Origin of the sequence: Streptomyces violaceoruber, assembly GCF_033406955.1 — a bacterium.
In the GTDB taxonomy this organism is placed as follows: domain Bacteria; phylum Actinomycetota; class Actinomycetes; order Streptomycetales; family Streptomycetaceae; genus Streptomyces; species Streptomyces violaceoruber.
Map to the genome: position 1 here is coordinate 2946447 of NZ_CP137734.1, position 17603 is coordinate 2964049.

General features: G+C 72.9%; 18 protein-coding genes. 8 read left to right on the forward strand and 10 right to left on the reverse strand.

What is annotated here, in order from left to right; translation table 11 throughout:
• Window positions 1-104: 104 nt before the first annotated feature.
• Genes R2E43_RS12775 through R2E43_RS12785 form a run of 3 tightly spaced genes read left to right on the forward strand, consistent with a single transcriptional unit; the run spans window position 105 to window position 3173 of the window.
• The gene (locus R2E43_RS12775; protein WP_003973823.1) at window positions 105-1406 is read left to right on the forward strand and encodes a magnesium transporter MgtE N-terminal domain-containing protein; all 1302 of its coding nucleotides are present in this window, start codon (window positions 105-107) and stop codon (window positions 1404-1406) included.
• Window positions 1396-1995: a DUF1003 domain-containing protein gene (locus tag R2E43_RS12780; RefSeq protein ID WP_003973824.1), complete on the forward strand. Its 600-nt coding sequence runs from the start codon at window positions 1396-1398 to the stop codon at window positions 1993-1995. The genes R2E43_RS12775 and R2E43_RS12780 overlap by 11 nt, the downstream gene beginning before the upstream one ends.
• A 44-nt stretch (window positions 1996-2039) precedes the next feature.
• Complete coding sequence (locus R2E43_RS12785; RefSeq protein WP_332056211.1) at window positions 2040-3173, forward strand: Mrp/NBP35 family ATP-binding protein; 1134 nt, start codon at window positions 2040-2042, stop codon at window positions 3171-3173.
• 74 nt (window positions 3174-3247) lie between these two features.
• Here R2E43_RS12785 and R2E43_RS12790 read toward each other — a convergent pair whose 3' ends face one another.
• The 5 genes from R2E43_RS12790 to sigE all read right to left on the reverse strand — a co-directional run bounded on the left by R2E43_RS12790 (window position 3248) and on the right by sigE (window position 8550).
• Window positions 3248-3919 carry a hypothetical protein gene (locus R2E43_RS12790; RefSeq protein WP_016327210.1) on the reverse strand — a complete coding sequence of 224 codons (672 nt, stop codon included), beginning with the start codon at window positions 3917-3919 and terminating at the stop codon, window positions 3248-3250.
• A gap of 231 nt (window positions 3920-4150) precedes the next feature.
• Entirely contained in the window at window positions 4151-4627 is a 477-nt protein-coding gene (locus tag R2E43_RS12795) for a sec-independent translocase (RefSeq protein WP_093456949.1), read from the reverse strand.
• Between the two features lie 146 nt (window positions 4628-4773).
• The gene (locus R2E43_RS12800) at window positions 4774-6798 is read right to left on the reverse strand and encodes a trypsin-like peptidase domain-containing protein (protein ID WP_319706937.1); all 2025 of its coding nucleotides are present in this window, start codon (window positions 6796-6798) and stop codon (window positions 4774-4776) included.
• A gap of 94 nt (window positions 6799-6892) precedes the next feature.
• Window positions 6893-7882: an anti-sigma factor family protein gene (locus R2E43_RS12805; RefSeq protein WP_011030084.1), complete on the reverse strand. Its 990-nt coding sequence runs from the start codon at window positions 7880-7882 to the stop codon at window positions 6893-6895.
• Entirely contained in the window at window positions 7879-8550 is a 672-nt protein-coding gene (gene sigE / locus R2E43_RS12810) for an RNA polymerase sigma factor SigE (protein WP_003973830.1), read from the reverse strand. Before sigE ends, R2E43_RS12805 begins: the two co-directional genes overlap by 4 nt.
• Before the next feature lie 246 nt (window positions 8551-8796).
• On the opposite strand from sigE, the gene R2E43_RS12815 reads away from it, so the two are divergent.
• Window positions 8797-9495 (forward strand): O-methyltransferase, encoded by a 699-nt coding sequence (locus R2E43_RS12815; protein ID WP_078884611.1) that lies wholly within the window; start codon window positions 8797-8799, stop codon window positions 9493-9495.
• A 110-nt stretch (window positions 9496-9605) separates the two neighbouring features.
• Here R2E43_RS12815 and R2E43_RS12820 read toward each other — a convergent pair whose 3' ends face one another.
• Window positions 9606-9773 carry a DUF3117 domain-containing protein gene (locus R2E43_RS12820; protein WP_003966491.1) on the reverse strand — a complete coding sequence of 56 codons (168 nt, stop codon included), beginning with the start codon at window positions 9771-9773 and terminating at the stop codon, window positions 9606-9608.
• A 354-nt stretch (window positions 9774-10127) separates the two neighbouring features.
• Here R2E43_RS12820 and chcB point away from each other — a divergent pair, with 354 nt between their 5' ends.
• Entirely contained in the window at window positions 10128-10937 is an 810-nt protein-coding gene (chcB, locus tag R2E43_RS12825) for a 2-cyclohexenylcarbonyl CoA isomerase (RefSeq protein ID WP_446750330.1), read from the forward strand.
• Between the two features lie 658 nt (window positions 10938-11595).
• Here chcB and R2E43_RS12830 read toward each other — a convergent pair.
• On the reverse strand, window positions 11596-12180 hold the full coding sequence (locus tag R2E43_RS12830; protein WP_189283858.1) for a DNA-3-methyladenine glycosylase I: 585 nt from the start codon (window positions 12178-12180) through the stop codon (window positions 11596-11598).
• A complete protein-coding gene (locus R2E43_RS12835; protein WP_265699529.1) occupies window positions 12177-12536 on the reverse strand; it encodes a DivIVA domain-containing protein in 360 nt (119 codons plus the stop codon). Before R2E43_RS12835 ends, R2E43_RS12830 begins: the two co-directional genes overlap by 4 nt.
• A gap of 168 nt (window positions 12537-12704) precedes the next feature.
• Between R2E43_RS12835 and folP the strand changes: the two genes are divergently transcribed.
• A complete protein-coding gene (gene folP / locus R2E43_RS12840; RefSeq protein ID WP_332057114.1) occupies window positions 12705-13565 on the forward strand; it encodes a dihydropteroate synthase in 861 nt (286 codons plus the stop codon).
• Between the two features lie 249 nt (window positions 13566-13814).
• Here folP and R2E43_RS12845 read toward each other — a convergent pair whose 3' ends face one another.
• The gene (locus R2E43_RS12845; protein ID WP_003973837.1) at window positions 13815-14573 is read right to left on the reverse strand and encodes an LOG family protein; all 759 of its coding nucleotides are present in this window, start codon (window positions 14571-14573) and stop codon (window positions 13815-13817) included.
• Between the two features lie 117 nt (window positions 14574-14690).
• Entirely contained in the window at window positions 14691-15770 is a 1080-nt protein-coding gene (dapE, locus tag R2E43_RS12850; RefSeq protein WP_003973838.1) for a succinyl-diaminopimelate desuccinylase, read from the reverse strand.
• An 83-nt stretch (window positions 15771-15853) separates the two neighbouring features.
• On the opposite strand from dapE, the gene R2E43_RS12855 reads away from it, so the two are divergent.
• Together R2E43_RS12855 and R2E43_RS12860 are read left to right on the forward strand one after the other, a co-directional pair.
• On the forward strand, window positions 15854-16822 hold the full coding sequence (locus tag R2E43_RS12855; RefSeq protein WP_011030078.1) for a hypothetical protein: 969 nt from the start codon (window positions 15854-15856) through the stop codon (window positions 16820-16822).
• Between the two features lie 337 nt (window positions 16823-17159).
• Window positions 17160-17591: an ATP-binding protein gene (locus tag R2E43_RS12860; RefSeq protein ID WP_003973840.1), complete on the forward strand. Its 432-nt coding sequence runs from the start codon at window positions 17160-17162 to the stop codon at window positions 17589-17591.
• Window positions 17592-17603: the final 12 nt, after the last annotated feature.

The window sequence follows — 17603 nt, forward strand, 5'->3', positions numbered from 1 at the left end:
GAAAAGGGACACCGTACGAATCAGCTTTCACACACCCCCACTCGACTCTCAGGCACGCGCGCTCGGCTCCGCGAAGCGCGAGCGTGAGGAAAGGAGCCGCGGCCATGGCAGCGGGCGCCCCCCGGATCTTCGTCTCCCACCTCTCCGGCATCGCCGTCTTCGACCCGGCCGGTGACCAGGTGGGGCGCGTCCGCGATCTGGTCGTCATGCTCCGCGTCGGCCGCAAACCCCCGCGCGTCCTCGGACTGGTCGTCGAACTCACCACCCGCCGCCGGATCTTCCTGCCCATGACCCGGGTCACCGGCATCGAGTCCGGCCAGGTGATCACCACCGGCGTGCTCAACGTGCGGCGTTTCGAGCAGCGGCCCACCGAGCGCCTCGTCTTCGGCGAGCTGCTCGACCGGCGGGTCACGCTCACCGAGACGGGCGAGGAGGTCACCGTGCTCGACCTGTCGGTGCAGCAGTTGCCCGCCCGACGGGACTGGGAGATCGACAAGGTCTTCGTCCGCAAGGGCAGGAAGGGCGGCGCCTTCCGCCGCAACAAGGGCGAGACCCTGACCGTGGAGTGGTCCGGCGTCTCCGGCTTCTCCGTCGAGGAGCAGGGGCAGGGCGCCGAGAACCTGCTGGCCACCTTCGAGCAGCTGCGCCCCGCCGACCTCGCCAACGTCCTGCACCACCTGTCCGCCAAGCGCCGCGCCGAGGTCGCCGCCGCCCTCGACGACGACCGGCTGGCCGACGTGCTGGAGGAGCTGCCGGAGGACGACCAGATCGAGATCCTCGGCAAGCTCAAGGAGGAGCGCGCCGCGGACGTCCTGGAGGCGATGGACCCCGACGACGCGGCCGACCTGCTCGGGGAGCTGCCCGAGGCGGACAAGGAGCGGCTGCTGAGTCTGATGCAGCCCGACGACGCGGCCGACATGCGGCGCCTGATGGCGTACGAGGAGCACACGGCCGGCGGTCTGATGACGACCGAGCCGATCGTGCTGCGCCCCGACGCGACCGTCGCCGACGCCCTGGCCCGCATCCGCAACCCCGACCTGTCCCCGGCGCACGCCGCCCAGGTCTACGTCTGCCGCCCGCCCGAGGAGACCCCGACCGGCAAGTACCTGGGCACCGTCCACTTCCAGCGCCTGCTGCGCGACCCCCCGTACACGCTGGTCGGCTCGATCCTCGACGACGACCTGCAACCCCTGGAGCCGGACGCGGCGCTGCCCGTGGTCGCCGGGTTCTTCGCCGCGTACGACATGGTCGCGGCGCCCGTCGTGGACGACTCGGGGGCGCTGCTCGGCGCGGTCACCGTGGACGACGTGCTCGACCACATGCTGCCCGACGACTGGCGGGAGACCGAGTACCACCTCGACGAGACGACGGGGACGACGGGGGAGGTGGGCGCCGATGGTGCCTGAGCGCGAGACGACGACACGGGAGCGCGCCACCTCGGGGGCCACCGCGTCCTCCCGGGCCCGGGCCCGCCTCGACCAGCCGCGTGCGCCGCGCCGCAGGCTGCTGCCCGAGTGGGACCCGGAGTCCTTCGGCCGGCTGTCGGAGCGCGTCGCGCGCTTCCTGGGCACCGGGCGGTTCATCGTCTGGATGACGGTCGTCATCATCCTGTGGGTGGTGTGGAACGTGTCCGCGCCGAGCGGGCTGCGCTTCGACGAGTACCCCTTCATCTTCCTGACGCTGATGCTGTCGCTCCAGGCTTCCTACGCGGCCCCGCTGATCCTGCTCGCGCAGAACCGGCAGGACGACCGGGACCGGGTCAACCTGGAGCAGGACCGCAAGCAGAACGAGCGGTCGATCGCCGACACCGAGTACCTGACCCGGGAGATCGCCGCCCTGCGCATCGGTCTCGGCGAGGTCGCGACGCGGGACTGGATCCGCTCCGAGCTCCAGGACCTCGTCAGAGACCTGGAGGAGCGGCAGAACGGCCATCACCCCGATCGCGGGGTATTCCCGGCGGACCGGTCCGCGGGGCGTGACGTACACGACCGCTGACGGGGCTTTCCGCGCCCCGTGGGCGGCGCCGTACCATCGACCCTATGGCTACGGAAGACGCGGTGCGCGAAGCACTGGCGACGGTGAACGACCCCGAGATCAACCGGCCCATCACCGAGCTGGGGATGGTCAAGTCGGTGGAGATCGGCGCGGACGGAGCGGTCGCGGTCGCCGTGTACCTGACGGTCTCCGGCTGCCCCATGCGGGACACCATCACGCAGCGCGTGAGCGACGCGGTGTCGCGGGTGGAGGGTGTCACGCGCGTCGACGTCGAGCTGGACGTGATGAGCGACGAGCAGCGCAAGGAGCTGGCCACCGCCCTGCGCGGCGGTCAGACCGAGCGCGAGGTGCCCTTCGCCAAGCCGGGCAGCCTGACCCGGGTGTACGCGGTGGCGTCCGGCAAGGGCGGCGTCGGCAAGTCCTCGGTGACGGTGAACCTGGCGGCCTCGATGGCGGCCGACGGTCTGAAGGTCGGTGTCGTCGACGCCGACATCTACGGCCACTCGGTGCCGCGCATGCTGGGCGCCGACGGGCGTCCCACCCAGGTCGAGAACATGATCATGCCGCCTTCGGCCCACGGCGTGAAGGTCATCTCGATCGGCATGTTCACCCCGGGCAACGCGCCGGTGGTGTGGCGCGGCCCGATGCTGCACCGCGCGCTCCAGCAGTTCCTGGCGGACGTGTACTGGGGCGATCTGGACGTCCTGCTGCTCGACCTGCCGCCCGGCACCGGCGACATCGCGATCTCGGTGGCGCAGCTGGTGCCGAACGCGGAGATCCTGGTCGTGACGACCCCTCAGCAGGCCGCCGCCGAGGTGGCGGAGCGGGCGGGCGCCATCGCCATGCAGACCCACCAGAAGATCGTCGGCGTGGTCGAGAACATGTCGGGGCTGCCCTGCCCGCACTGCGGCGAGATGGTCGACGTCTTCGGCACCGGCGGCGGTCAGACGGTCGCCGACGGCCTGACCCGCACGACCGGTGCGTCGGTGCCGGTGCTCGGCGCCATCCCGATCGACGTCCGGCTGCGCGAGGGCGGTGACGAGGGCAAGCCCGTCGTCCTGTCCGACCCGGACTCCCCGGCGGGCGCGGCCCTGCGCTCGATCGCGGGCAAGCTCGGCGGCCGTCAGCGTGGCCTTTCCGGGCTGTCGCTGGGGATCACGCCGAAGAACAAGTTCTGACGTTCCGTTTCCGTACGGGAGTGGGGGCGCTGTCCACGGGGGACGGCGCCCCTCCTCGTACCCGCGACCGCCGGCTAGGCGTACGCGGCGACGTCCTTGACGACGGCGAAGGCCAGCCCGTACGCGCTCATGCCCCGCCCGTACGCGCCGAGGTGCACGCCCTGCTCGGTCGAACCGGCCAGCACCCAGCCGAACTCGGACTCCCGGTAGTGGAAGGGCGTCGGCACGCCGTCCACCGGCAGGGACAGCGTCGTCCAGTCCTCGCCGTCGAGGTCGTCCGCGAGGACCCAGGCGGTCTCCGTCTGCTGCTCAAGCCAGTCGTCGCGCAGCGAGTGGTCCATCTGGCCGGGCCAGGTGAACGACAGCAGCCCCACGCCGGCCAGCCAGGCCGCCGAGGACACCGAGGTGGCCTCCAGCAGACCGGTGCCGTCGGCGCTGCGCCGGTCGGGGTTGGCCGCGACGGTCACCACGACCGCGAACTTCTCCTTGGCGTCCTGCTCGTCGCCCGCCACGTGCTCGTTGCGCACCGACGGTTCGTCGCCGTGCCCGATCGAGCCGTGCTCCACGGCCCCGTCGGCCGCCGTACCGATCTGCATCAGCCAGCGCCGCCCCGTGAAGGCCTCGTCGAGGCCGTACCACGGGAAGGGCGCACGCAGGTAGCCGTCGACCGTACGCCGGCCGGAGGGGGACTGTGGTCCGCCCTCCGCGGCCGGCGCCTGCGCGACTGCCCGACTCGTCGTCTCCATGTGCCCGGACGCCTCCTCGCTCTCGTCGGACCGGAACGGCCCGCCCCCCTTCGGGCGCACTCGTCCGGTCCGCACAACAACTCGGGCAGCATAGCCACCCTGCTGGCGGCAGCCGGGAAATCGCCCGGCGCGTGAGCCGCGCGGGCGTCGCCTTCAGGGCCTGTGCGCCCCGTCCGGAGTATGAGACACGTCACGTTCCCGGCCCGCGGGCCGGGCGTGGGAGGAGCGGGGTCAGGTGGCGTCCATGTCGAAGGGCGGGCGGTCGTCGGCGGCGGGCTTGTCGGTCTTCCCGGGCTTCTCGGGCTTCTTCGACATGTCGACGCGGCCGTTGCCGGACGCGGCGGACGCCGATCCGGAGGACGACCCCGAGGACGAGGACTCCGCGTCGCGGCCGTGGACCGCGTCGGTGACCTCGGCCATCTCCTTCTTCAGGTCGAAGCCGTTGCGGATCTCCTTGAGCCCCAGCTCTTCGTTGTCCAGCTGCTTGCGGATGAACGTCTTGGGGTTGAGGTCCTCGAACTCGAAGTCCTTGAACTCGGGGCCCAGCTCCTGGCGGATGTCCTGCTTGGCGCTGTCCGAGAACTCCCGGATCTTCCGGATGGTGCGCGTCACGTCCTGGATGACCTTGGGGAGCTTGTCCGGACCGAAGACGAGCACGGCGAGGACGACGAGCGTCACCAGCTCTAGTGCGCCTATGTCATTGAACACCTGAAGCTCCTTGGGATGTCCGGGCCGCCACCACGGTACCCGCCGATCCCGTCCGACCGGTACCGTCCCGTGAGCCCCGAGTGGGTGTACGTGAGCGCTTTCCGAATTGTTTGCCTTCCTGGCGCCTTGTCAGGACCTTCCGGCGGTCAGTCGTCGCCGGAGGAGCCGAGCACCAGTGAGACCTTCGTCTCCTTGCCGTCGCGTTGCAGGGTGAGTTCCAGGCGGTCGCCGGGTCGGTGGGCGCGGGTCTTGACGATGAGTTCCTCGCCGGAGTGCACGCGTTGTCCGTCGACCGCGGTGATCACGTCTCCGGGCTTGATGCCGGCCTTCGCGCCAGGGCCGCCGGTGGTGACCGCGGGTCCGCCGTCGCCGCCCTTGGCACTCACGCGGGCGCCGTCACCCGTGTAGTTCATGTCCAGGGTGATGCCGATGACGGGGTGGGCGGCCTTGCCGGTGTTGATCAGTTCCTCGGCGACGCGCTTGCCCTGGTTGATGGGGATCGCGAAGCCGAGGCCTATGGAACCGGCCTGCCCGTCGTCCGACTCGGTGCTGCCGCTGTCGGCGGAGCGGATGGCGGAGTTGATGCCGATGGCCCGGCCCCGCGCGTCCAGGAGGGGGCCGCCGGAGTTGCCGGGGTTGATGGGCGCGTCGGTCTGCAGGGCGTCGACGTACGAGATGTCGCTGCCGTCGCCCTCCTCGCCGCCCGCGGTGATGGGCCGTTCCTTGGCGCTGATGATGCCGGAGGTGACGGTGCCGGCCAGGTCGAAGGGGGCGCCGATGGCGACGACGGGGTCGCCGACGCGCACGTTGTCGGAGTTGCCGAGGGGCATGGGGGTGAGGCCGGTGACGCCCTTGACCTTCACCACGGCGAGGTCGTACCCGCTGTCCCGGCCGACGACCTCGGCCTCGGCGGTGTCGCCGCTGTTGAAGGTCACGGTGATCTCGCCGCCGGAGCCGGCGGGCTCCACGACGTGGTTGTTGGTCAGGATGTGGCCGCGGCCGTCGAGCACGAACCCGGTGCCGGTGCCGGCCGCCTCGCTGCCGCTCACGTGCAGGGTCACCACGCTGGGTAGGGCACGCGCGGCGATGCCCGCGACGCTGTCCGGGTCCCGCTCGGCCGCCTCGGGTCCGGCCTGGGGCAGCTCCACAGTGCCCACGCCGCCGTTCCGTTCCAGGTACGCGCCCACGCCGCCGCCGATGCCGCCGGAGACCAGGGCGATGAGCAGCGCCCCGCCGACGAGCGCCTTCGCGCGCGGCCCGCGTCGCCGCTTCGGCGCGCGCTCGGCAGCGTCGTGGTGCTGCGCGGAGGCGGCCCAGGGGTCGTAGCGCCCCCACGGGTCGGCGGGCGCGGCCGGGGGTGGGGCCGCGTCGTGGGGCGCCGTGTCGTACGCCGGGGTGGCGGCCGGCGCCGGAGGCTGCTCCTGCGCCGTCGGCGGCACCGGGGGCGCGGCGTCCGCGAAGGCGGGGTCGGGCACCGCACCCACGGGCGGAGACACCGACGACGCGCCCGGGTGCGGCACGTGGGCGTGCGAGCCCTCCGTCACGGGCGTGACCGGGGCGTGCAGCGCCCCTCCCGCGGCCGTCACCGTGCCGTGCGCCGGGGTGGCCGCGGGGTGCTGGACCGGCGGTGCGGGGGCCCAGGGGCCGGGCTCACCGTACGGCGGGGTGCTGTACGGGTCGGGTTCGTGCAGCGGCTTGGGCCGCCCGGCGTCGGACGTGCCGTCGGCGGCCGGAACGGAGCCGGTCCCCGCGTGGGGCCGCGACCCCGCCTCCACCGCCGGGGCGGCTTGCCGGTCCCAGTCCCCCTGACGGGGCGGACCGGCATCCGGCAGCCCGGCGGCGTCGGCATCTCCCTGCCCCGGACCGGCCGCCGGTGCGGCGCCGGCTTCGCGGGCCGGGCGTGGACGCGGGGGCGCGGGCGCCGGTTCGTCCCGCTCGGGCAGGGGCAGGTCCAGCTCGTAGTCGCCCGCTCCGGTCGAGCGGGAGGTCGCCGACGCCGGGCGGGCCAGCTCGAAGTCGCCCCCGTCGGTCGCCCGGTCGCCGGTGGCCGTCTCCGTGCCCGTGCTGGGGGCCGGGCGAGGGCGTTCCAGTTCGAAGTCGCCGTCGGGTGCGTCCTCGGACGAGCGGGGACGACTCCACCACTTCGCCTTCGTGGGCTTCCCCTCGTTCATGCTCTCCCCCGCAGCTGGCCGCAGATCGTCGGCTCCGAGAACTCCGGCGCCACCCCGGATTCAATCAGGTTCACGGACCGGCGCGCAGATCCCGTCAGCGAAGCGGAGAGGAGGAGGCGGCCGGGGAAGCCGCCGGGTAGGGGGACGGAGCGGGGTCGGGGGCGGCGAGCAGGCCGGGCGGCCTGACCTCTGGCGCCGCCGACCAGGAGCTCAGGGAGAGCGGCGGAACGGCTTCCAGCGGACGTATCAGCGGGGACATGGCGGCGGCACCGGCCGTCACCGGGGTGGTCAGCGCCCGGACGGCCTGCTGCCGTGCGTCGCCCCCGGCGGGGGCCGGCATCCCGGGCAGCAGTGGCGCCGAGGCCGTGGTGGACGCGACGGGGAGGTCACCGAGCGCGCGCTGCCCCTGCCCGAGCAGTGGCCCGGCCGTGCGGCGGCGCTGGCTCTCGGAACCGGTGGCCGCGGCCGAGCCCGGGGTGCGCAGCGGCGTCACATTGCTGCCGCTGCCCGAGCCGCGTGCCTCGGTGGTGGTGTCCGGTGTGCCGAGGGTGACGCCGCCCAGCGCGATCGCGGCCAGCGACACCGCTCCGGCGGCGGCGAAGGCGAACCGCAGACCGCGGGAGGCCGAACGGTCGGACTCATGCCTGCCCACCTCGTGGATGCGGAAGCCGCGCCCCGACGTGGCGGACGGCAGCACCGGGGTGTGCGACCCGGCGGGGACGTAGTCGAACTCGAACCGCTCGTCCCGCCTCGGGCCGAAGACACCGGATGCCGCGGACGCGCCGAAGCCTCCGGGCAGCCCGCTGAACGGCGAGCCGCCGCCGTCGGAGTCACCGCCGCCGGGAAGCCCCTGGAGGCGGGCCAGGAAGCTCTCGGACGGGGCCGGCGGGGCCGCTTCCGCGAAGACGTTCTTCAACCGGCGCTGCGCGTCGACCTCCGCCTTGCACTTCGGGCAGGTCGCCACGTGCGCCAGCACGCGCTCGCGCGCGTCATGACCGAGCTCTCCGTCCACCAGGGCGGAGAGTCGGTCTCCCAGGTGCTGCTCTGCGAGGTGTCCCTCGGGCTCAGGCCGTGACCCACTCACGCGCTCGTGCCCCCTCCTCCCAGTGCGGGCACACCGGCCGCCAGCGAGCGACGGTCGGCACGCGCCTTCGGGGACCGGTGCGCGAGCGCCTTGCGCAGCTGGGAACGGCCGCGGTGGATGCGGGAGCGCACCGTGCCCAGCTTGACGCCCAGGGTCGCGGCGATCTCCTCGTACGACAGCCCCTCGATGTCGCACAGGACGACGGCGGCGCGGAACTCGGGCGCGAGGGTGTCCAGCGCCTGCTGGACGTCCGCGTCGAAGTGGGCGTCGTGGAAGAGCTGCTGCGGGGTGGGCTCCCTGCTGGGCAGCCGCTCGGCCGCGTCGTCGCCCAGCGCGTCGAACCGGATGCGCTGCTTGCGGCGCACCATGTCGAGGAAGAGATTGGTCGTGATGCGGTGCAGCCAGCCCTCGAAGGTGCCCGGCGTGTAGGTCGACAGGGAGCGGAAGACACGGACGAAGACCTCTTGGGTGAGGTCCTCGGCGTCGTGCTGGTTGCCCGTGAGGCGGTAGGCGAGGCGGTAGACCCGGCCGCTGTGGGTGCTGACGATCTCCTCCCAGGTGGGCGGAGTCCACGCCTGCCCGTCCGCGTCGCTGGAGAAGGTCGCGGTATGGGCGTGTCCCGTGGTGGGACCGTCGGCGTGGCTGTGGTCAGCAGCGGTGTCGTTCACGGATTTCGGCCTGCCTGCCGATCCGAGGAAGCGCCTCAGCACTCCACCCCGATCCGCGGGTGCGGCCGCACCTCCCCTGTCGGCTCTGGTGGTGTCCAGTGGAGCCCCTACCATAGCCACCTCGCCCGTTAGCTCCGGATAAGCGGTTTTACGAGAATTTGATCTGGGCCGGTACGGCTCGTCCCGGCCCGTCTCGACCGCCTCTCGGCGCCGCCTCTTTGCTTCCCCCTTTAAACGACTGGTCCCATCTGCGGGTTCCCGACGCCAACGGATACAGTCACGCCGAGGCAACGACGGGGACAGGAGAGGGTCATTACCGGCAACCGGCAGACGAGCTGGGCGTTCGCCGACGCCTATGTCGCCGAGGACGACGCGCTGCTCTGGGCACGCGACCGGGCCCGCGAGGCCGGCCTGCGCTCGGTGACCCCGGGCACGGGCTCCGCCCTGGGGCTGCTCGCCGCCGCCGTGGACGCCAAGGCCGTCGCGGAGATCGGCACCGGCTGCGGCGTCTCCGGTATCCATCTGCTGCACGGCATGCGGCCGGACGGGGTACTGACCACCGTCGACCCGGAGCCCGAGCACCAGCAGTTCGCCCGCCAGGCCTTCCGTGCCGCGGGATTCGCCAGCAACCGGGCCCGGTTCATTCCCGGGCGCGCCCTGGACGTGCTGCCCCGCCTCGCGGACGCCGGATACGACCTGGTCTTCTGCGACGGCGACCGGCTGGAGTACCTGGACTACCTCGCCGAATCGTTGCGCCTGCTGCGCCCGGGAGGTCTCGTCGCCTTCGAGGGCGTCTTCGGCGCCGGCCGCACGATCGACTCGGGACCGCAGCCCACCGAGGTGCTGCGGGTGCGGGAACTCCTGCGCGCGGTGCGGGAGAGCCAGGAGCTGGTGCCGTCACTGCTGCCGGTGGGCGACGGACTGCTGTGCGCCGTGAAGCGCTGACCTGGAACGCCGGAGAAAAGTCCCGCGCACCGGGAACGACCGTGGAAGAACAATCACCCCGGCACCGCGAACGGTACCGGGGCGACTGAACGGGTATGGTCGCTCGCGCGTCAGCCGACGACCTTCTTGAGGGCGTCGCCGAGCGCGTCGGCCTCATCGGGGGTCAGCTCGACGACGAGCCGCCCGCCGCCTTCGAGCGGAACGCGCATGACGATGCCCCGCCCCTCCTTGGTCACCTCGAGCGGGCCATCGCCCGTCCGCGGCTTCATGGCCGCCATGCTCGTTCCCCTTCCTGATACCAGCTCACCGTCACCGCCGACGGCCCGTGAGGGCACGCGCAGTCCGGCTTGGACGCGCGACACCGGCATCGAACACATTGCTTCCCAGCCATTATCCCGCATCCCAGGACCCGATGACCAACATCGGTCGGCATCGCTTGGGCAACGCGCGCGAGCAAAACCACTCAATTCGGCGATGTGACTGCGATACTGCGCGCCCTCACGCACTTCCACCGAATGGATACGGACCGGTTTTCTTTGACGCAGGTCACACCTCGTGAGCGATCCGTTCCCGGTGATCTCCGTCATGCTGTCTCCCGGACACATGCCACTGCATGCCACGACGCGGAGGGGATCTCCATGGCCGACACCGTGCTCTACGAAGTGAGCGACGGGCTCGCGACGATCACGCTGAACCGCCCCGAGGCGATGAACGCGCTGAACATCGAGACCAAGGTCGCGCTCCGGGACGCGGTGCGCTCCGCGGCGGCGGACGACGCCGTACGGGCGGTGCTGCTGACCGCGGCCGGGGACCGGGCGTTCTGTGTCGGCCAGGACCTCAAGGAGCACATCGGGCTGCTGGCCGCCGACCGGGAGACGGGCTCGGGGCAGACGATGAGCACGGTGCGCGAGCACTACAACCCGATCGTCCGGGCGCTGGCCGGCGCGGAGAAGCCGGTGGTCGCCGCCGTGAACGGCGTGGCGGCCGGCGCGGGGCTCGGTTTCGCGCTCGCCGCGGACTACCGGATCGTCGCGGACACGGCGGCGTTCAACACGTCCTTCGCGGGCGTGGCGCTCACCGCGGACTCCGGCATCTCCTGGACGCTGCCGCGCGTCGTCGGCCCCGGCCGCGCCGCCGACCTGCTGCTCTTCCCGCGCAGCATCCGCGCGCAGGAGGCGTACGAGCTGGGCATCGCCACCCGTGTCGTCCCCGCCGCCGACCTGCGCGCCGAGGCCGAGAAGACGGCGCGGGCGCTGGCCGAGGGGCCGACGGTGGCGTACGCGGCGCTGAAGGAGGCGATGGCGTACGGGCTGACGCACTCGCTGTCCGAGACGCTGGACAAGGAGGACGAGCTTCAGTCCCGGGCGGGCGCCTCCGAGGACCACGCGATCGCGGTGCGGGCGTTCGTCGAGAAGGAGAAGCCGAAGTATCTGGGCCGGTAGGCGAACACCGGCAGGCACGCGCCGCCGTCAGACTCCTGGCGACGGACGGCACCCGACCGGCGACAGGCGGCCCGGCAACCGGCGACAGGCCGCGGGCCGCCGGTGACGACGCCGGGCGGCCCGGTGATTGCGGCCCGGTGACGGGCCGCCGGTGACGGCGACAAGCCCCCCGCCGACAGACTGCGCACGCCCGACGCCGAGCGGCAAGCAGCCCGACGGCTGACGGCGGACCGCCGGTGAGACCGCAGGCGGCCCATGACGACGCCAGGCGGCCCGGCAGCCGGTGACAGGCCGCGGGCCGCCGGTGACGGCGACGAGCCCCCCGCCGACAGACTGCGCACGCCCGACGCCGGGCGGCAAGCAGCCCGACGGCTGACGGTGGGCCGCCGGTGAGACCGCGGGCGGCCCATGACGACGCCACGCGGCCCGGCAGCAGCCGGTGACAGGCCGCGGGCAGCCGAGGACGGCGACAAGCAGCCCGCCGACAGACTGCGCACGCCCGACGCCGGGCGGCAAGCAGCCCGACGGCTGACGGCGGACCGCCGGTGAGACCGCGGGCGGCCGGGGACGGCAACAGGCGGCCCGGTGAAGGCGGGCCGCGGGCGACCTGCGAGCCGGTCGCAGGCGGTCCGGCCGCCGGTGACGAGTGGCCCGCGGTTCAGTGTCTGCGGGCCACGCACGCCGCCAGGTGGTCGTCGACCAGTCCGCACGCCTGCATCAGCGCGTACGCCGTCGTCGGGCCGACGAAGCGCAGGCCCCGCTTCTTCAGGGCCTTGGACAGAGCCGTGGACTCCGGGGTCACGGCCGGGACGTCGGTGAGGGTCTTCGGGGCCGGGCGGCCGGCCGGGTCCGGGGCGTGCGACCAGATCAGCTCGTCCAGGTCGCCGGGGGCCCACTCGGCCAGCACGCGCGCGTTGGTAAGGGTCGCGTCGATCTTGGCGCGGTTGCGGATGATGCCGGTGTCGGCGAGCAGGCGCTCGCGGTCGGTGTCGGTGAAGGCCGCGACCTTGGCGATCTCGAAGCCGGCGAAGGCGCTGCGGAAGCCGGTGCGCCTGCGCAGGATGGTGATCCAGGAGAGGCCGGACTGGAAGGCCTCCAGGCTGAGCCGTTCGTACAGCGCGTCGTCCCCGTGGACCGGGCGGCCCCACTCGTCGTCGTGGTACGTGACGTAGTCCGCGGTGGACAGCGCCCAGGGGCAGCGCAGCGCGCCGTCCGGGCCCGCGACGGCCTCCCCGGCGCTCACTGCTGCTCCTCCCGGTCCGGCTTGTCCATGACGACGTGGCGGTGGGCCGCCGCGGCCCGGGCGCCCGCCAGCGCGGACTCCAGGTCGGCGATCCGGGCCTCGCGCTCGGCCAGCTCGGCGCCGAGGCGGCCGAGGGCGTCGTCGACGTCGGCCATGCGGTAGCCGCGGACCACGAGCGGGAAGCGCAGCCGCTCCACGTCGCCGCGGCCCACCGGACGGTCCGGGGGCAGCGCGTCCCCGACCCGCTCGGGTGCGGCGTCGGGCAGCGGCCCGCTCTCGCCGCCGCCCACCACGGCGAGCGTCACCGCGGCCACCACGACGGCCAGCGCGATGACGAGGAACAGGAACATGACCATCGCTGGGCCCCCATGGTCGGGTCGGCGTCGGTTGTGCCGGAGTCGGTTGTGTCGGGTCCGATCGTGCCATGCGAGTCTGACAGTCGGGGCCGCGGTGGTCGAAGGTCCGCCCGCCCGGGGTCGAGAGCGGCACGAGAGAACGGTGTGGACCAGGAGATGTCACAGGGGATGCTCAGGCTGGGCAGGCGCGAATTCGCGGCGCACGAGCCGGTGATCATGGCCATCGTGAACCGTACCCCGGACTCCTTCTACGACCGGGGAGCGACCTTCGGCGACGAGCCCGCCCTCGCCCGCGTGGAGCAGGCGGTGGCCGAGGGCGCCGCGATCATCGACGTCGGCGGGGTGAAGGCCGGTCCCGGGGACGAGGTGTCGGCCGTGGAGGAGGCGCGGCGGACGGTGGGGTTCGTCGCGGAGGTGCGACGTCGGCACCCGGACGTCGTGATCAGCGTGGACACCTGGCGGCACGAGGTCGGCGAGGCCGTCTGCGAGGCCGGGGCCGACCTGCTGAACGACGCGTGGGGCGGCGTCGACCCGAAGCTCGCGGAGGTCGCGGCCCGGTACGGGGTGGGGCTGGTGTGCACGCACGCGGGCGGCGCCGAGCCGCGGACGCGGCCGCACCGGGTGACGTACGACGACGTCGTGGCCGACGTCCTGCGGGTGACGCTGGGGCTGGCCGAGCGGGCGGTGGGGCTGGGGGTGCCGCGGGAGTCGGTGCTGATCGACCCCGGGCACGACTTCGGGAAGAACACCCGGCACAGCCTGGAGGCGACGCGACGGCTCGGGGAGATGGTGGAGACGGGGTGGCCGGTGCTGGTGTCCCTGTCGAACAAGGACTTCGTCGGGGAGACGCTGGACCGGCCGGTGAAGGAACGGCTGATCGGCACGCTGGCGACCACGGCGGTGTCGGCGTGGCTGGGCGCCAGGGTGTATCGGGTGCACGAGGTGGCGGAGACCCGGCAGGTGCTGGACATGGTGGCGACGATCGCCGGGCACCGGGAGCCGGCGGTGGCGCGGCGGGGGCTGGCCTAGGGGTGTCGTTTGGATCAGGCCGGCCGCGGCCGACGGTGCCTTGTGGCCGACCCGAGCGGGGTCTGGTGCGTGCAGCTGCAAGGCGGAGGAGGGCGACAGGGCGGAGCCCTGGCAACCGACGACAACGCCGCAGATGCGCGTGCCAGCCCCCGCGACCCCGGCAAGATCCAAACGACACCCCCTAGGCCCGGTCGGCCCCGTCCGCGCCCGCGGCCGGCCCGGGGCCTCGCCCCCGCCCGTGACCGGCCGTTACCGGCCCGCCTCCTTGGAGACCAGGGCGACCGCCTCGTCCACGTCGTCGGTGACGTGGAAGAGCATGAGGTCCTTCTCCGCTGCCTTGCCCTGGGCCACCAGGGTGCCGCGGAGCCAGTCCACCAGGCCGCCCCAGTACTCCGAGCCGAACAGGACGATGGGGAAGCGGGTCACCTTCTGGGTCTGCACCAGGGTGAGGGCCTCGAAGAGTTCGTCCAGGGTGCCGAGGCCGCCGGGCAGCACGACGAAGCCCTGCGCGTACTTCACGAACATCATCTTGCGGACGAAGAAGTAGCGGAAGTTCAGGCCGATGTCGACGTAGGGGTTGAGCCCCTGTTCGAAGGGCAGCTCGATGCCCAGGCCGACCGACGTGCCCTTCGCCTCCAGGGCGCCCTTGTTGGCCGCCTCCATGGCGCCGGGCCCGCCGCCGGTGATGACGGCGAAGCCCGCCTCCACCAGCCCGCGGCCCAGCCGTACGCCGGCGTCGTACTCCGGTGAGTCCGCCGGCGTGCGGGCGGAGCCGAAGACGCTGATGGCGGGTGGCAGTTCGGCCAGCGTGCCGAAGCCCTCGATGAACTCCGACTGGATGCGCAGCACCCGCCAGGGGTCGGTGTGGACCCAGTCCGTCGGAGCACGCTCGTCCAGCAGGCGCTGGTCCGTGGTGCTCTCCTGCACCTGGCCCCGCCGCCGGAGGACGGGGCCCAGGCGCTGCTCCTCCGGTGGCCGCTTCTTGCCCTCGGGGTTGCCGGTAGCCATGCGCGCTCCCTCCAGTTGCAGGTTCTTCCACCTCAGCGTAGATCTACGCGGGTTACGTACGAGGGACCTCAGCATGTCCGCCACGCAGCGACATAAACCCGCCGCGGCTGCCGTGGATCATGCCGTCAGCCAGGAGCGCAGGCGCTCCTCCCCCGCGAGGATCTTCGCCACCTCGACCCGCTCGTCGCGCTTGTGCGCCAAGTGCGGGTTGCCGGGGCCGTAGTTGACCGCCGAGACGCCGAGCGCCGAGAAGCGGGACACGTCCGTCCAGCCGTACTTCGGCTGCGGGGTGCCGCCCACCGCCTCGATGAAGGCCGCCGCGGCCGGGTGGGACAGGCCGGGCAGGGCCGCGCCGCTGTGGTCGTCGACCACGAAGTCCGTCACCCCGCAGCCGTCGAAGACCTCGCGCACGTGGGCCAGGGCCTCCTCGGGACTGCGGTCCGGGGCGTAGCGGAAGTTGACGGTGACCACGCACTCGTCGGGGATGACGTTGCCGGCCACGCCGCCCGTGATGCCGACCGCGTTGAGGCCCTCGCGGTACTCCAGGCCGTCGATGACCGGGTAGCGGGGCTCGTACGCCGCGAGGCGCGCGAGGATCGGGGCGGCGGCGTGGATGGCGTTGGAGCCCATCCAGGAGCGCGCCGAGTGCGCCCGCTCCCCCGCGGTCTTCAGCAGCACCCGCAGGGTGCCCTGGCAGCCGCCCTCCACCTGGCCGTCGGACGGTTCGAGGAGCACCGCGAAGTCGCCCTCCAGCCACTCGGGGTGCGCCTCGGCGACGTGCTTCAGGCCGTTCAGCTCGGCGGCGACCTCCTCGTTGTCGTAGAAGACGAAGGTCAGGTCGCGGTTGGGGGCGGGGACGGTGGCCGCGATGCGCAGCTGGACCGCGACGCCCGCCTTCATGTCGCAGGTGCCGCACCCCCACAGGACGCCGTCCTCGTCCAGCCGGGACGGGACGTTGCCGGCGATCGGCACGGTGTCGATGTGGCCCGCCAGGATCACGCGCTCCGCGCGGCCCAGGCCGGTGCGCGCGACGAGGTTGTTGCCGTACCGCTCGACCGACAGGTGGGGCAGGGTCCGCAGGGCGCTCTCGATCGCGTCCGCCAGGGGCTTCTCGGTGCCGCTCTCGGACGGGAAGTCGACGAGCCGCGCGGTAAGCTCCGCGGCGTCCAGCGTGAGGTCAAGCGGGGTATCGGCCATGGGCCCGACCCTAGCGCCCTGCCCTTTCGGGCAAGGTGCGCACCCGGCGGACACCGGACCCTACCCTCCAGTACCTTGTACGCGTGCTCCAGCCGTCCCCACCTCGCAAACGCCGTGGCCGCCTCGCCCGTTCGGGCGCCGCCTCCATGGTCCTGCTCGCGGTCGCCGGTTATCTGGCGGTGCAGTATGTCACCGGAGGCGCGTTCGCTCCGGGGTGCAAGGTGGCCGGCGGCAAGGGCGGCCGGACGACCTACGAGTTCACGCCGGAGCAGGCGGTGAACGCGGCCACGATCACCGCGGTGGGCACCGCCCGCAAGCTGCCCGACCGGGCCGTGACGATCGCGCTGGCGGCCGCGCTGCAGGAGTCGGCGCTGCGCAATCTGGACCACGGTGACAAGGACTCGCTCGGCCTGTTCCAGCAGCGGCCCTCGCAGGGCTGGGGCAAGCCCGAGGAGATCATGGACCCGGCGTACTCGGCGGGCCTGTTCTACGACCACCTGGTCGAGGTGCCCGGCTACCTGGACCTGCCGCTGACCGACGCCGCCCAGCGGGTGCAGCGCAGCGCCTTCCCCGACGCCTATGCCAAGCACGAACCGGACGCCGAGTTGCTCGCCGCCGCGCTCACCGGACGGTCGGCGGCCACGCTGACCTGCGTCGGGCGCCCCGGCGCGACCCCGGAGAAGGGGCCGGACGCGGTCCGCGCGGCGCTGGTGCGGGACTTCGGGCACGACGTGCTGCGACCGGCCGGCGCGGAGGTGGGCGGCGACGCCGCGTCCCGGCGGCCCGCGACCGGTTCCGACGAGCGGACCGTGACACTGCCGGTGACCGGCTCCACCGGTTCCGGCCCGGCCCGGGAGCACGTGCGGCGCGGCTGGCAGTTGGCGCACTGGGCGGTGGCCAACGCCTCCTCGCTGCACATCCAACGGGTCACCTACGCGGGCCGGGAGTGGACCGCGGGCAACACCGACAGCAAGTGGTACCCGACGGGCACCGAGGGCGCCAAGGGCGCGGAGCGGGCGGCGGAAGCGGTGCGGATCACGTCCGCCCGGTAGCGCGCCCGTACGAAGCGTCATCTCCGCGAGTGACCCGCGTCGGCGCGAAGTCGACGCGGAGCACGGGTTTTCGCACCCTCACCCCCGAACGCGTCGCGGCCCAGGAAAATCAAGGGCCGTAAGGATTCAGCAGACTTTCCGACCGGCGCCCTTTTGCCCGTTTTTCTGTGCACCTGATAATGCGACGCATTACCAACTCTTTACGTTGGGTCGCCGCAACCTTCGTGGCTCTCGAGCGGTAGTCACTGCGTCCGAGCCCGGTCGACCACTCTCCGGTCGCCCTCCGGGCCCGGTCGGATTTTCCATCGTTGCTGTCGACTTACGCCCAAGGAGCATCATGTCCCTCCCCCTGACCCGCCGGATCGCCCGTGCCGCGCTGCTCGTCGCTGCGGGAGCGGCTGCCGGGGTCGGTGCGGCCGGCTCCGCCAGCGCGGCTCCCGAACTGCCGGCCACCCCGAACCTCGGGGGACTGACCGCCCTGGACGGGGCGAACGTCGGCAACACCGCCGCCTCCGCCGCCGAGAGCGCCACCGAGACGGCGGGCGACACCGGCGGCAAGGCCGTCAAGAAGGCCGTGCCGACGGCCGGCAAGACCGGTGGATCGGTCGTCAAGAAGGCCACGCCGGCGGCGCAGAACGCGGCCGGGGACGCGGCGGGCTCCGCCGGGGACATCGTGGGTGACACGGCGGCGACCGCCACGAAGGGCGGGCTGCCGACGGACGCGCTGGGCAAGGGCGGGCTGCCGGTGCAGGGGCTTCCGCTGGGCTGACGTCGGCTGCGC

Coding starts and splice junctions, on each gene's coding strand:
- folP (WP_332057114.1), top strand. CDS start 12,705: ATGCTCAGGCTGGGCAGGCGCGAATTCGCGGCGCACGAGCCGGTGATC.
- R2E43_RS12845 (WP_003973837.1), bottom strand. CDS start 14,573: ATGGCTACCGGCAACCCCGAGGGCAAGAAGCGGCCACCGGAGGAGCAG.
- R2E43_RS12860 (WP_003973840.1), top strand. CDS start 17,160: ATGTCCCTCCCCCTGACCCGCCGGATCGCCCGTGCCGCGCTGCTCGTC.
- R2E43_RS12775 (WP_003973823.1), top strand. CDS start 105: ATGGCAGCGGGCGCCCCCCGGATCTTCGTCTCCCACCTCTCCGGCATC.
- R2E43_RS12820 (WP_003966491.1), bottom strand. CDS start 9,773: ATGGCGGCCATGAAGCCGCGGACGGGCGATGGCCCGCTCGAGGTGACC.
- dapE (WP_003973838.1), bottom strand. CDS start 15,770: ATGGCCGATACCCCGCTTGACCTCACGCTGGACGCCGCGGAGCTTACC.
- R2E43_RS12780 (WP_003973824.1), top strand. CDS start 1,396: ATGGTGCCTGAGCGCGAGACGACGACACGGGAGCGCGCCACCTCGGGG.
- R2E43_RS12790 (WP_016327210.1), bottom strand. CDS start 3,919: ATGGAGACGACGAGTCGGGCAGTCGCGCAGGCGCCGGCCGCGGAGGGC.
- R2E43_RS12835 (WP_265699529.1), bottom strand. CDS start 12,536: ATGGTCATGTTCCTGTTCCTCGTCATCGCGCTGGCCGTCGTGGTGGCC.
- R2E43_RS12785 (WP_332056211.1), top strand. CDS start 2,040: ATGGCTACGGAAGACGCGGTGCGCGAAGCACTGGCGACGGTGAACGAC.
- R2E43_RS12800 (WP_319706937.1), bottom strand. CDS start 6,798: ATGAACGAGGGGAAGCCCACGAAGGCGAAGTGGTGGAGTCGTCCCCGC.